11 protein-coding genes and 1 pseudogene are annotated in these 12,683 nt (G+C 74.2%); 3 read left to right on the top strand and 9 right to left on the bottom strand.

The features are described 5' to 3' along the window. The first annotated feature begins 29 nt into the window (after positions 1-29). Positions 30-2,582 carry a DEAD/DEAH box helicase gene (locus tag MW084_RS15390; protein WP_078571939.1) on the top strand — a complete coding sequence of 851 codons (2,553 nt, stop codon included), beginning with the start codon at positions 30-32 and terminating at the stop codon, positions 2,580-2,582. A 40-nt stretch (positions 2,583-2,622) separates the two neighbouring features. Here the strand turns inward: MW084_RS15390 and MW084_RS15385 are convergent. The 7 genes and pseudogenes from MW084_RS15385 to ssd all read right to left on the bottom strand — a co-directional run. Next, a pseudogene (locus tag MW084_RS15385) lies at positions 2,623-2,856 on the bottom strand (Rv3654c family TadE-like protein); the annotation flags it as partial. A gap of 29 nt (positions 2,857-2,885) precedes the next feature. Further along, positions 2,886-3,230: a TadE family type IV pilus minor pilin gene (locus tag MW084_RS15380; protein WP_010473255.1), complete on the bottom strand. Its 345-nt coding sequence runs from the start codon at positions 3,228-3,230 to the stop codon at positions 2,886-2,888. Positions 3,231-3,262: 32 nt separating this feature from the next. Next, positions 3,263-3,463, bottom strand: coding sequence for a DUF4244 domain-containing protein (locus MW084_RS15375; protein ID WP_010473257.1), 201 nt, complete (start codon positions 3,461-3,463; stop codon positions 3,263-3,265). A 73-nt stretch (positions 3,464-3,536) separates the two neighbouring features. Further along, complete coding sequence (locus MW084_RS15370; RefSeq protein WP_010473259.1) at positions 3,537-4,310, bottom strand: type II secretion system F family protein; 774 nt, start codon at positions 4,308-4,310, stop codon at positions 3,537-3,539. A gap of 32 nt (positions 4,311-4,342) precedes the next feature. After that, the coding region (locus MW084_RS15365; protein WP_420833742.1) for a type II secretion system F family protein at positions 4,343-5,140 on the bottom strand (798 nt) is incomplete at its 3' end. Next, complete coding sequence (locus MW084_RS15360) at positions 5,137-6,288, bottom strand: TadA family conjugal transfer-associated ATPase (RefSeq protein WP_010473263.1); 1,152 nt, start codon at positions 6,286-6,288, stop codon at positions 5,137-5,139. The genes MW084_RS15360 and MW084_RS15365, both read right to left, overlap by 4 nt. Further along, positions 6,285-7,388, bottom strand: a complete 1,104-nt coding sequence (ssd, locus tag MW084_RS15355) for a septum site-determining protein Ssd (protein ID WP_029553699.1) — start codon at positions 7,386-7,388, stop codon at positions 6,285-6,287. Before ssd ends, MW084_RS15360 begins: the two co-directional genes overlap by 4 nt. A gap of 567 nt (positions 7,389-7,955) precedes the next feature. Between ssd and MW084_RS15350 the strand changes: the two genes are divergently transcribed. Then, complete coding sequence (locus MW084_RS15350; RefSeq protein WP_010473267.1) at positions 7,956-8,819, top strand: HAD family hydrolase; 864 nt, start codon at positions 7,956-7,958, stop codon at positions 8,817-8,819. Between the two features lie 397 nt (positions 8,820-9,216). On the opposite strand, the gene MW084_RS15345 is transcribed toward MW084_RS15350, so the two are convergent. Beyond that, complete coding sequence (locus MW084_RS15345; RefSeq protein ID WP_010473269.1) at positions 9,217-10,035, bottom strand: Fic family protein; 819 nt, start codon at positions 10,033-10,035, stop codon at positions 9,217-9,219. A gap of 102 nt (positions 10,036-10,137) precedes the next feature. Between MW084_RS15345 and MW084_RS15340 the strand changes: the two genes are divergently transcribed. Further along, complete coding sequence (locus MW084_RS15340; protein WP_010473271.1) at positions 10,138-11,121, top strand: ATP-binding protein; 984 nt, start codon at positions 10,138-10,140, stop codon at positions 11,119-11,121. Here MW084_RS15340 and MW084_RS15335 read toward each other — a convergent pair. Continuing rightward, positions 11,118-12,422: a polysaccharide deacetylase family protein gene (locus MW084_RS15335; protein ID WP_039829659.1), complete on the bottom strand. Its 1,305-nt coding sequence runs from the start codon at positions 12,420-12,422 to the stop codon at positions 11,118-11,120. The genes MW084_RS15340 and MW084_RS15335 overlap by 4 nt on opposite strands. Between the last annotated feature and the right edge of the window lie 261 nt (positions 12,423-12,683).

Raw genomic sequence — 12,683 nt, 5'->3', positions numbered from 1 at the left:
CGGAGTCAGGGGACGGATCGCCAGCCGCGATGGCATTCAATCACTTACCAGCAGCCATGCACGACGCCTTGGGAGCATTGTCCGTCACGCCGGTGACACACTCGGTGCCGATGGCCAGGAATCACCGCCCCAGTCGTCCCCCCGGGAACGGGGACACCCGCCCCTCCCCCGGTACGGTCCTCGACCGGCTCGCCGCGCGGGCGGGCCGGGCTGCGCGCATCACTCATACGGAGCATTTGCCCCCGAGAGAGGGCCGACATGCCGTCTGGCCCGACCGCATCCGCCCGGAAGTGGTCGACGCCATTCACCGGTTCGGCGTCGACCATCCGTGGGCCCACCAGGCCGCCGCCGCCGAGCACGCCCTGGACGGCGAGTCGGTGGTGATCGCCACGGGGACGGCGTCCGGGAAGTCCCTGGCCTACCTCGCGCCCGTCCTGTCGGCGCTCCTGGAAGGCTCCGAGGCGGCCGACGGCCGCGGCGCCACCGCGCTGTACCTGTCCCCCACCAAGGCGCTGGCCGCGGACCAGCGGCGCACCGTACGGGCCCTGTCGGCCCCGCTCGGCAACCGGATCCGCCCGGCCGTGTACGACGGGGACACGCCGTTCGAGGAGCGCGAGTGGGTCCGCCAGTACGCGAACTACGTGCTGACCAACCCGGACATGCTCCATCGGGGTGTCCTCCCGTCCCACCCGCGCTGGTCCTCCTTCCTGCGCGCCCTGCGCTACGTGGTGATCGACGAGTGCCACACCTACCGGGGCGTCTTCGGTTCCCACGTCGCCCAGGTGCTGCGGCGGCTGCGCCGACTGTGCGCCCGGTACGGCTCCGAGCCGGTGTTCCTCCTCGCCTCGGCCACCGCCGCCGAACCGGCCGTCGCGGCGAGCCGCCTCACCGGCCTGCCCGTCCGCGAGGTGGCCGACGACGCCTCACCGCGGGGCGAACTCGTCTTCGCCCTGTGGGAGCCGCCGCTCACCGAACTGGAAGGGGAGAACGGCGCCCCCGTCCGGCGTACCGCGACGGCCGAGACCGCCGACCTCCTGACCGACCTGACGGTGCAGGGCGTCCGCTCGGTCGCCTTCGTCCGCTCCCGGCGGGGGGCGGAGCTGATCTCGGTCATCGCGCAGGAGCGGCTCGCCGGGGTGGACCGCTCCCTCGCCCGCAGGGTCGCCGCCTACCGGGGCGGTTACCTTCCCGAGGAGCGGCGCGCCCTGGAGCGGGCCCTGCACTCCGGGGAGCTCCTGGGTCTCGCCGCGACCACCGCCCTGGAGCTGGGCATCGACGTGTCGGGCCTGGACGCGGTCCTCATCTGCGGCTATCCCGGCACCCGCGCCTCCCTGTGGCAGCAGGCGGGCCGCGCCGGACGGTCCGGCGAGGGTGCCCTGGCGGTGCTGGTCGCCCGTGACGACCCGCTGGACACGTACCTCGTCCACCACCCGGAGGCGCTGTTCCGCCGCCCGGTGGAGTCCACCGTCCTGGACCCCGACAACCCGTACGTCCTGGCCCCGCACCTGTGTGCGGCGGCGGCCGAGTCACCGCTCTCCGACGAGGACCTGGCGCTGTTCGGCCCGGCCGCGGCGGAGCTGATGCCGCAGCTGGAGACCGCAGGTCTGCTGCGGCGGCGGCCGTCCGGCTGGTACTGGACGCGCCGCGAGCGCGCCGCCGACCTGACCGACATCCGGGGTGAGGGCCGCAGCCCCGTCCGGATCGTCGAGGAGGGCACGGGACGCCTCCTGGGCACCGTGGACGCCTCGGCCGCCCACACCACCGTCCACCAGGGCGCCGTCCACCTCCACCAGGGTCGTACGTACCTGGTGCGGCACCTCGACCTGGAGGAGTCGGTCGCCCTGGTCGAGGAGGCCGCCCCGCCGTACTCCACCACCGCCCGTGACACCACCTCCGTCTCCGTGCTGGAGACCGACACCGAGGTCCCCTGGGGGGACGCCCGTCTCTGCTACGGCTCCGTGCAGGTCACCAACCAGGTCGTCTCCTTCCTCCGCCGTCGCCTGACGACCGGCGAGGTCCTCGGCGAGACCCGGCTCGACCTGCCGCCCCGCACCCTGCGCACCCGGGCGGTGTGGTGGACGGTGACCGAGGACCAGCTCGACGCCGCCCGGGTGAACCCGGAGCAACTGGGCGGGGCCCTCCACGCCGCCGAGCACGCCTCGATCGGCCTGCTGCCGCTGTTCGCCACCTGCGACCGGTGGGACATCGGCGGCGTGTCCGTCCCGCTCCACCCCGACACGCTGCTGCCGACGGTGTTCGTCTACGACGGCCATCCGGGTGGTGCCGGCTTCGCCGAGCGGGCCTTCCACGCCGCCCGCGCCTGGCTGGACGCGACCCGCGAGGCGATCGCGTCGTGCGAGTGCGACGCGGGCTGCCCGTCGTGCATCCAGTCCCCCAAGTGCGGCAACGGCAACGAGCCGCTGCACAAGCGCGCCGCCGTACGCCTCCTCACCGAACTGCTCCGGAACGCTCCGCAGGGCCCGGCGGAGCGGGTGGAGCCCCGGGGGACCCGGGCCGTTCCGGACTCCCCCCGGGAGGCCCGGGCACCGGCCACGCCCCCGGAGGACCCGCCCTCGACCTGACCACCGGCGCGTACGGGCCGAACCGCGCCCGGGCGGTCACTTCCGCCACCTCCCCCCGCAGGACGCACCGCACCACTTCCGCCCGCTGGGCCCGGGCGACCCGGCCGGCCGCCCCGCAGGCGGCACCCGCGCCCCGCAGGGCGCGGTCGGCCGCTGCGAGGGCCGCCAGGTCCGCGGCGCCGCCCGCCCGGTGGCGGGTCGCCACGGCCTGCCCCAGGGCGAGCACGGCGGCGAACACGACGCACAGCGCGCCCGCCGCCATCGCCGACCACACGCTCGCCGAGCCCCGGTCGCCACCGGACCTCAGGGACCGCCGTCCCCGGCCGCGCGGCCCACCGCGTCCTCCGCGAGCGCGGCCGCCTCGGCCCGGAGCGTCAGCCCCCAGGAGACGGGGCCCGGAGCGGGCGCTTCGACCCGTACCCGCCACAGGTCGCCCACGCGTTCCACCGCCACCCGCGCCCCGTCCGGCGCGGCCGTCCGGGCCGCCTCCACCGCCGATCCCTCCGGCTCCGACCTGGCCACCGCCCGTGCCCCGGCACGCGCCGCGTCCACGCACTGGATCTGCGCGGCCGCCGCGACGAGCCCCCAGAGCAGCGCCATGGTGAACACCACCAGCGCGGGCACGGCCAGGGCCGCCTCCGCCGTCACCGAACCCCGGTCCGCGTTGCGCCGGACGCGCCTCAGAACGGGGCATCGAGCGCCCTCTCGATCGTCGACCGCAGTCCCGATGCCACGGCGCCGCTCGTCACGACCTTGTACAGCACGGCCGCGAAGGCGCAGGCGGCGATCGTGCCCATCGCGTACTCGGCCGTGTTCATGCCGGTGTCCCGGCGCATGCCCGTCCGGGCCCTCGCCCAGCCCCGCTTCGTCCACTCCGTCATTCGGTGCCACACGGCAACCTCCTCGTCTCGTACCACTCGTGTCGTCTCCGCCGGCTCCGGGAGCCGGCGGCCCTCACAACAGCCGACCTGCCAGTCCGATCACGACCGGCGCCACGCCCACCGCGAGGAAGGCGGGCAGGAAACACAGCCCCACCGGCGCCGTGATCAGCACCTGCGCCCGCTGGGCCCGAGCGGTGGCGGCTCTGGCGCGATCGGCGCGCAGCCCCGCGGCCAGCCGGGACACCGGTGCGGCCGCCGGGGCCCCCGAGGCAGCCGCCCGCTCCAGACAGCGGGCCAGCGGCCGCGCCCCCGGGACGTCCCCGAGCCGGCCCCACGCCTCCCGCGGGTCCCCGCCCAGCGCCAGTTCCGCCGCTGTCCGCCCGAACCGCTCGCCCACGGGCCCGCCCATCGACCGGCCGACCGCCTCCGCCGCCTCACGCGGGCCCGCCCCGGCCGAGAGGCAGGCCGCGAGCAGTTCCGCAGCGAGCGGCAGCCGGCCGGCCGCCTCGGCGTCGGCGGCCGGGGGACGGGGGCGCCGCCGCCACCTCCACAGGCCGTACGCCCCGGCGACACCGACCGCGCAGCCGGCGGCCCCGCCGAGCAGCACCCACCCGGCCATCACCGCCGCGGCCGGGCCGACCCACCGGCGGGCCCCGGCCGCGGTGCGTCCCGTCCCCCGGATGCGGACACGGCGGGGTTGTCCGGCCCCGGCCCGCATCACGAACCGCCCGCGCGCCCGTCCGGCCCGCCGGGCGTGAACGGCGCTCCACGTCGTCCACAGCGCGGCCGTGAGCACCGCGATCACCGCCCACGAGCGGCTGACGGCCTCCACGGCCTCCCACGTCACGGCTCCTCCCCCGCTCCGACGATCCGCCCGGNCCACCGCAGCCCCGCCGCCTCCAGAGCCCCGCCGACCGCGAGGCAGGCCAGACCGGCCGGGGTGTGCAGGAGGACCTTCAACGGCTCGGCGCCGAGGGCGGAGCCCAGGGCGAGGCCCGCGACGGGCAGCAGGGCGAGGAGGACCACGGTGGCCCATGCTCCGGACAGCTGGGCCCGGAGCCGTTCCCGCTGTTCCCGCCGCTCCCGAAGTGCCTCCTCCACCCGGTCGAGCCCGGCGGCCAGCCCCGCGCCGCCGTCCACGGCGACCTGCCAGCACGCCGCGAGACCGGCCAGCCCGTCGGCTCCCTCCGCCCGTGCCGCGTCACGCAGCGCCCCGGGCACATCACCGCCGAACCGCGCGGCGGCCAGTACGGCGGGCTCCACGGCACCCAGCGCCCCGGTGGCGCGGGCGGCGAAGACCAGCGCCCGGGCGGGCTGGCCGCCGGCCCGCAGCTCCGCCGCCATGACGGCACACAGTTCGATCACGGCGTCGGCACGCCGGTCCCGCTCCCTGCCGCGGGTCCTCGCGCGCAGCCGCCTGCCGACCAGGGGCACGGCGACCGCGCCCGCCAGCAGCGGCAGCAGGGACCGGCCCAGCAGGGCCGGTACGAGCGCGGCCACGAGGCACAGCCACTCCGGCCGCAGCCTCGGCACCGGCCGCCGACCGGCAGGCCAGGCTCCCGCCCGGGTCGCGCCGCCCCCGAACAGCTCCCGGCCCCGGCGCCCACCCGGGCCCGCGCGGAGCCGCGCCGCCGCGTCCGCGCACAGCACCGCCGCGCGTACCGGCCCGCCCGTCACCACCGCGCACCCCCGATCAGGGCGCGCAGCCTCTCCCAGCCCCGTTCCTCGACGAAGCCGGCCGGTCCCCACCGCAGCGCGGGCACGGTGACGACCAGCCCGTCGGCCCCCCGCTCCAGCACGTGGATCTCCGCGACCCTCCGGCGGCCGCCCGGCACGCGCACCAGGTGCACCACGGCGGACAGTCCGGCGGCCAGCTGACTGTGCAGTGCCGCCCGGTCGAGCCCCGCGGCCGTCCCGAGGGCCTCAAGGCGAACGGGTACGTCCGCCGCGGTGTTGGCGTGCACCGTCCCGCACCCGCCTTCGTGCCCCGTGTTCAGGGCGGCCAGCAGGTCGGCGACCTCCGCGCCCCGCACCTCGCCGACGACCAGTCGGTCCGGCCGCATCCGCAGCGCCTGGCGGACCAGGTCCCGAAGGGTCACCCGGCCGGCGCCCTCCTGGTTCGGCGGGCGCGCCTCCAACCGCACCACATGCGGATGGTCGGGGCGCAGCTCCGCCGAGTCCTCGGCCAGGAGGATCCGCTCCCGCTCCCCGACGAGCCCGAGGAGGGTGGACAGCAGTGTCGTCTTCCCTGTGCCCGTACCGCCGCTGACCAGGTACGACACGCGGTTCTCGACGAGTGCCCGCAGGATGCGGTCACCGTGCGGCGGCACCGTCCCGGCATCGACGAGTTCGGTGAGGGTGAAGGCGCGCGGCCGTACCACGCGCAGGGACAGGCACGTCGAGCCGACGGCGATCGGCGGCAGCACCGCGTGCATCCGCGTGCCGTCCGGCAGCCTGGCGTCGGCCCAGGGGCGGGCGTCGTCGAGGCGCCGGCCCGCCACCGCCGCGAGTCTCTGGGCGAGTCGGCGCACGGCCTCGGCGTCGGGGAAGGACACCCCGGACAGTTCGAGGCCGTCCCCCCGGTCCACCCACACCCGGTCCGGTGCGGACACCAGCACGTCGGTGACCGCGGGATCGGAGAGCAGCGGCTCCAACGGCCCCGTGCCCACCAGTTCGCAGCGCAGTTCCTCGGCGGTCCCGAGGACCTGGGTGTCGCCCAGCAGCCTCCCCTGGGCCCGCAGCGCCGCCGCCACCCCGGCCGGTGTCGGGTCGGCTCCGCTCTCCGCGAGCCGCTGCCGTACGGCCTCCAGCAGCCCGGCGGTCACGACACGCCCTCCGGTGCCGACACCCGCTCCCAGAACGCGGAGCAGAACCGCCCCAGCGGGCTGGAGGCGCTGCCACCGGGAGGGGTCCCGTCGGCCAGGGACGCCGACAGTCCCGGTTCCGCGGGCAGTTCCCCCACGAGTGGAAGCCCGAGCACCTGAGCCACCCACGCTTCGTCGACCCCGGCGGCGCAGGGGCCGCGCACGACCACGCGCAGGTCGTCGAGGACCATGCCCGCCACGGACGCCACCCTCTTCGCCGCGGCGACCGCCCTGAGCTCCCCCGGCACGATGAGCAGCCCCATGTCGACCTGGGCGAGCGCCTCGACGGTGGCGTCGTCGATACGGCGCGGCAGGTCGACCACCACGGCACCGCCCCGCCGGCGCGCCGCCGCGAGCACGGACCGCATGGCCTCGGGGGAGACCGCCGCGGTGTCGCCCCGGTCCCAGCTCAGCACGCGCAGACCGTGCAGGGAGGGCAGCGACTCCTCGAGCGCCGCGCCGGCGACCCGACCCCGGGAGTCGGCGAGGTCCGGCCACCTCAGCCCTTCTTCCCGCTCCGCCCCGAGGAGGACGTCGAGCCCACCCCCGAGCGGGTCGCCGTCCACGAGCATCGTGCGGTGCCCGGCGCGGGCCGCGCCGACGGCCAGGGCACACGCGAGGATCGACGCCCCCGCCCCTCCCCTGCCGCCGAGCACCCCGACGGTCGTCGCCTGCCGTCCGGTCCCCTCGACGACATCGGCGATCCGGTCGATGAGCCAGCTCTCCGCGTCCGGCAACCGCAGGACGCACTCCGCTCCGATCTCCACGGCCCGCCGCCACACGCCGGTGTCGCCCTGGTCACGACCCACGAGCAGCACGCCCGACCTGCGCGGCACCCCCCGGCAGCGTGCCGCCGCGTCATCGCCGACGACGACCAGCGGCGCCGCCTCCCACACGGTCTTGCGGTCCGGCGGCCCGTGGTGCACCACGGGCCGGCATCCCGCGGCGGCACACAACCTGAGCAGGTCGTCGAGCAGTTCGGCGTCCTCGCTCACGATCAGCGGTTCCGCCCGTCGGCCGTCCGCGACCGGCGGGCGGCCGCCCGTCCCGGCTTCCGCCATGTCCTCCACCCCTCTTCCGCTTGTCCGCGGCACCTGTCCCGGCGCCGTCCCCGCCGCACACCGCGCATGGCCCGCCCGTACCGTCCGCGCGGCGACTCCCGGCGTCTGAGCGCAGGGGTCACCGCGGGTCGGAGGCCGGTGATTCCCCCTCACGGTTCCGCAGTGGGAATCACAGTGGCGGGCTTCCGGAAATAAAGTGGATCTTGCTAAGAAACTGTGGATAACCCACCACTTGTGAATAACTCGATCACCCGTACCAGCGACTTCCCTAGAGCAGCACCTCGGCTACTCTGAGTGAGGAAAAGCGGCGTGCCGGAACCGGCACCGCAGGAGTGCGGAGGAGTCGAGATGGAGAGGCCGAGGCGGGTCCGGCGGGCGGGAAACCCCCGGGACATGCGACGACCCCCGCCGGGGGGGAGAGCGGGGGTCGTCTTTCCGGCCGACTCGGGGGGGGAGGAGCCGGTCCGGTTTAACACGGTCGCGAACGATCCGTGACTTCCATGGTGTACCCGAGAGCCTTCTCAGGCAAACCCACACGCACCAGCGTACGCCGAATGGCGGCCACCTATGCTCGGGCTCGTGGAAAACCACTCCTCGCCTCGCACGGCCGCCTTCTTCGACCTGGACAAGACGGTCATTGCGAAGTCATCGACTCTGACCTTCGGCAAGTCCTTCTACCAGGGCGGCCTGATCAACCGCCGCGACGCGCTGCGCACCGCTTACACGCAGTTCGTCTTCCTCGCGGGGGGAGCCGACCACGACCAGATGGAGCGGATGCGCGCCTACCTCTCCAGGCTCTGCAAGGGCTGGAACGTCCAGCAGGTCAAGGAGCTGGTCGCCGAGACACTGCACGAGCTGATCGATCCGATCATCTACGACGAGGCCGCCTCGCTCATCGAGGAGCACCACGCCGCCGGGCGGGACGTGGTGATCGTCTCCACCTCGGGCGCCGAGGTCGTGGAGCCGATCGGAGAGATGCTGGGGGCGGACCGTGTGGTCGCGACCCGGATGGTCGTGGGCGACGACGGATGCTTCACGGGGGAGGTGGAGTACTACGCGTACGGGCCCACCAAGGCCGAGGCGGTGCGGGACCTCGCCGCGTCGGAGGGGTACGACCTGTCGCGGTGCTACGCGTACAGCGACTCGGCGACCGATCTGCCGATGCTGGAGGCGGTCGGGCACCCGCACGCGGTGAACCCGGACCGCGTACTGCGCCGGGAGGCGGTGGCACGGGAGTGGCCGGTCCTCGTCTTCAACCGCCCCGTCCGGCTGAAGCAGCGTCTGCCCTCGTTCCGGATGCCGCCGCGACCGGCCCTGGTGGCGGCCGCGGCGATCGGCGCCGCCGCCACGGCGGGGCTCGTCTGGTACGCCGGCAGACGGCGCCGGTCGGCCTCGACGCAGGTCGCCTCCGCCTCGCTCGCGGGTATGTGAAGGCGAAAGTAAAGATATCCGGCAGGACTTTCCCCGCCGCAGTCCCGGTAGTACAAAGGACTTACGGCCCGCGAGACCGAGGACATCCGGAAGGATGCCCGTTGAGCAGGAAGGCCCACGGACCGAAGGGCACGGAAACCGAGCACCCACGCGACGTCGACCCGTCGATTACGGGCCAGCCGCACCAGGCGCAGGGCGAAGTTCCCCGCCTGATGGGTACATATCGAGGACGCATGGTAACTCGGTGGAAGTGTCGGCGGCGGTACCGGAAATCGGTACCGCCGCACCCCTGCCGGAGCCAGGCGCTCCTTCCCGGCCGTGAAAGCGGAACCGGACCGGCCGGGGGCCGTGAAAGCGGAACCGGACCGGCCGGGCACGAACCGGCGCGCGGCCGGGCTCAGGCGGCGCCCCGCTGGAGCGCCTCGCACACGGCGGTCGATTCCCGGACGCCGAGTTCCACGGCCCGGCCGCAGTGGGCGATCCACCGGGCCATTCCCTCCGGCGTCCCGGACAGGTAGCCGTCGAAGGCCGCGACGTACGCGGCACGGCCCGGTTCGGCGTGACCGACCTCGGCGGGGCAGACCCCCTTGGGGTCGAGCCCGCTGGCGATCAGCACCAGGCGTTCGGCCGCCCGCGCCACCAGGCCGCTGTACGAGGTGAAGGGCCGCAGCGCCAGCAGTTCGCCGTGCACCACGGAGGCGGTGATCAGCGCCGGGGCGGACGTGCCCCTGACGATCAGCTCCGCGAGGCCGTCCAGCCGGGCGGCGACCTCGGCCGCGTCCGGCAGGGGCGCCTCGATCAGCGGCTCCTCGACCGCCTCGCCGGCCTGCCGCGGCCGGCCCACGGACGGCGCGGCGTCGCCGGCCGCCACGAGGTGCAGCCTGGCCAGGACCCGCAGGGGGGACTGCCGCCAGACGGAGAGCAGCTGACCGACCTCGGCGCCGAGCCTCAGCGCCGCGCCGACCGTCCGGGCCTGCGCGTCCCCGCCGAAGTCGCTGCGCCGGCGGACCTCCTCCAGGGCCCAGTCGGCGCCGGACAGCGCCGCCGAGGCGCGCGCACCGCGCAGCGCGGCCTCCGAGGAGACCTCGTTGCTGCGGCGCCGCATGACGCGGTGCCCGTACACCCGGTCGACGGCCCTGCGCACGGAGTCCACGGAGTCGGGGACCCCGGGCAGCGAGGCGAGGGCGGCCAGCGGGTCGGCGGCGTTCGTGCTCATAAGGAGCGAGGCTACGCGCACACGCGCAACCGACTCACGAGGAGTGGTGTTCTTCATAGGGATCGACCGCGATAAGTCATCGGACCACTACCCTAGGTGAACATGAAGATCGCTTTTGTTGGGAAGGGCGGCAGCGGCAAGACGACGCTGTCCTCGCTCTTCATCCGCCACCTGGCGAGCACCGAGGCCCCCGTGGTCGCGGTGGACGCCGACATCAACCAGCACCTCGGAACCGCGCTCGGCCTCGACGAGGACGAGGCGGGCACGCTCCCCTCGATGGGCGCGCACCTGCCGCTGATCAAGCAGTACCTGCGCGGCAGCAACCCGCGGATCGGCTCCGCCGACACCATGATCAAGACGACACCGCCCGGGAAGGGCTCGCGGCTGCTGCGCGTCCGCGAGGACAACCCGGTGTACGAGGCGTGCGCCCGCCCGCTGAGACTGGACGGCGGCGTGATCCGGCTCATGGCGACGGGACCGTTCACCGAGGCGGACCTGGGCGTCGCCTGCTATCACTCGAAGGTCGGCGCGGTGGAGCTGTTCCTCAACCACCTGGTCGACGGCTCCGACGAGTACGTCGTCGTCGACATGACCGCCGGTTCGGACTCGTTCGCGTCCGGGTTGTTCACCCGCTTCGACATGACGTTCCTGGTGGCCGAGCCGACACGGAGGGGCGTCTCGGTCTACCGCCAGTACACCGAGTACGCACGGGACTTCGGGATCGCGCTGAAGGTCGTCGGCAACAAGGTCCAGAACCAGGACGACCTGGAGTTCCTGCGGGACGAGGTGGGCGACGACCTCCTGGTGTCGGTCGGGCAGTCGGACTGGGTGCGGTCCATGGAGAAGGGGCGGCCCGGCCCGTTCGGGGCGCTGGAGCCGGAGAACCGGGAGGCCCTGCGCGTGCTGCGGGACGCCGTCGACGCGACGTACGAGCTGCGCGACTGGAAGCGCTACACGCGCCAGATGGTGCATTTCCACCTGAGGAACGCCGAGAGCTGGGGCAACGCGAAGACGGGTGCCGACCTGGCCGCGCAGGTCGACCCCGCCTTCGTGCTGGGGGAGGAGGCGGTGCGGACGCCGGTCTAACCGTCCCGGCGCGCACCGGACGGCGCCGTAGCGCGGGCGGCCACCCGGCCCGCGTCCTCGCCGCCGAGCGTGGTCGAGGTGTTCGCCGGCGGGGCGGTGAGGAAGCGGTTCCATCCCCCGGCCGGCGCCTGCCCCACCTTCAGCGTCTGCAGCCTGGCGAGGACGGCCGGGTCCTGGGCGTCCAGCCAGTCCGCCAGCTGACGGAACGACACGCAGCGGACCTCGGGCTTCCCACAGACGTGGGCAATCGTTTCCTCGATGGCGCGCATGTAGGTGCCGCCGTTCCAGGACTCGAAGTGGTTGCCGATGACCACCGGTGCCCGGTTGCCCTGGTAGGACCGGTTGAACGCCTGGATCAGGCCGTCCCTCATCTGGTTGCCCCAGAAGCGGTGCATGGCGGGGTCGCCCTTGGTGGTCCCGGACTGGTTGACCATGAAGTTGTAGTCCATGGACAGCGTCTCGAAGGCCCGGCCGGGGATGGGGACCAGGTGCATCGACAGGTCCCACAGGGTGCCGTTCTTCCTGGGCCAGACCTGCTTGTTGACGCCGCTGGTGTCGTAGCGGAAGCCCAGTTCGCTCGCGGCGCGCACGAAGTTGTCACGGCCTTCGAGGCAGGGAGTCCGGGCCCCGACGAGTTCCTTGTCGTAGTCGAAGGGGAGCGGCTCCTCGTTCACCAGGCCGGAGTTGGTCTTCCAGTTCTTGACGAAGGACTTCGCCTGGGCGATCTCGCTCTTCCAGTCCTCGACGGACCAGGTGCCGACGCCTCCCTCCGGGCCGCAGAAGTGCCCGTTGAAGTGCGTCCCGATCTCGTTGCCCTCCAGCCAGGCACCGCGGAGTTCGCGCACGGTGGCGCGGATGCCCTCGGTGTCGTTGAACCCGATGTCGGAGCGGCCGGGAGCGTGTCCGGGCGGGCTGTAGAGGGCGGCCTTCTCCTTGGGGAGGAGGTACACGCCGCTGAGGAAGTACGTCATCGTCGCGCCGTACCGCTTGCCGACCCGGCGGAAGTGGGAGAACAGCTTCTGGCTGTCCTCGCCGGCGCCGTCCCAGGAGAAGACGACGAACTGGGGCGGCCGCTGCCCCGGGGCGAGGCGGGCGGGCCTGTCGAGACCCGGCTGGACGCCGGTGTCGGCGGTGGAGCCGTCGCCGATCAGCCGGACGCGGCTCTTGGGCGGCACGGCACCCTTCTCCGGCCCCTGGGCGCCGGGACCGAGGGGCTCTCCGGAGCCACCGCATCCCGCCAGTCCGGTGACCAGCGCCAACCCGACGGCACCGACACCGATCCTCTTCCTGACAGCCCTCATCGGCCCGCCCTTCCGTTCCACCGGTTCTCCTGCGTGAGCGCCGTCAACGTCGCACCGAAGACCGGATGAGAGCGGTATGACGAGCCGTATAGAACGACTAATCACTTCGACGGGTGAACCGTTGAGCCGTTCGCCCGCGAGGGAGGGACCCGCCCCCTTCGCACGCGTCGCGGCCCGTTGCCCGGATACGGAGATCCCCGGGCCGGCCCCGGCCGGCGCCCCCGGCAGGCAGGGCAGCCGCCCACCGCCCCGGGACCCCGT

The organism is Streptomyces sudanensis (assembly GCF_023614315.1).
In the GTDB taxonomy this organism is placed as follows: Bacteria; Actinomycetota; Actinomycetes; order Streptomycetales; family Streptomycetaceae; genus Streptomyces; species Streptomyces sudanensis.
This window is presented reverse-complemented; position numbering and strand designations above follow the sequence as displayed.

Excerpts from the sequence above, each read along its gene's own strand:
- MW084_RS15390 (WP_078571939.1), top strand. The coding sequence starts at position 30 with ATGGCATTCAATCACTTACCAGCAGCCATGCACGACGCCTTGGGAGCA.
- MW084_RS15375 (WP_010473257.1), bottom strand. The coding sequence starts at position 3,463 with ATGACGGAGTGGACGAAGCGGGGCTGGGCGAGGGCCCGGACGGGCATG.
- MW084_RS15340 (WP_010473271.1), top strand. The coding sequence starts at position 10,138 with ATGAAGATCGCTTTTGTTGGGAAGGGCGGCAGCGGCAAGACGACGCTG.
- MW084_RS15345 (WP_010473269.1), bottom strand. The coding sequence starts at position 10,035 with ATGAGCACGAACGCCGCCGACCCGCTGGCCGCCCTCGCCTCGCTGCCC.
- MW084_RS15350 (WP_010473267.1), top strand. The coding sequence starts at position 7,956 with ATGCTCGGGCTCGTGGAAAACCACTCCTCGCCTCGCACGGCCGCCTTC.
- ssd (WP_029553699.1), bottom strand. The coding sequence starts at position 7,388 with ATGGCGGAAGCCGGGACGGGCGGCCGCCCGCCGGTCGCGGACGGCCGA.
- MW084_RS15335 (WP_039829659.1), bottom strand. The coding sequence starts at position 12,422 with ATGAGGGCTGTCAGGAAGAGGATCGGTGTCGGTGCCGTCGGGTTGGCG.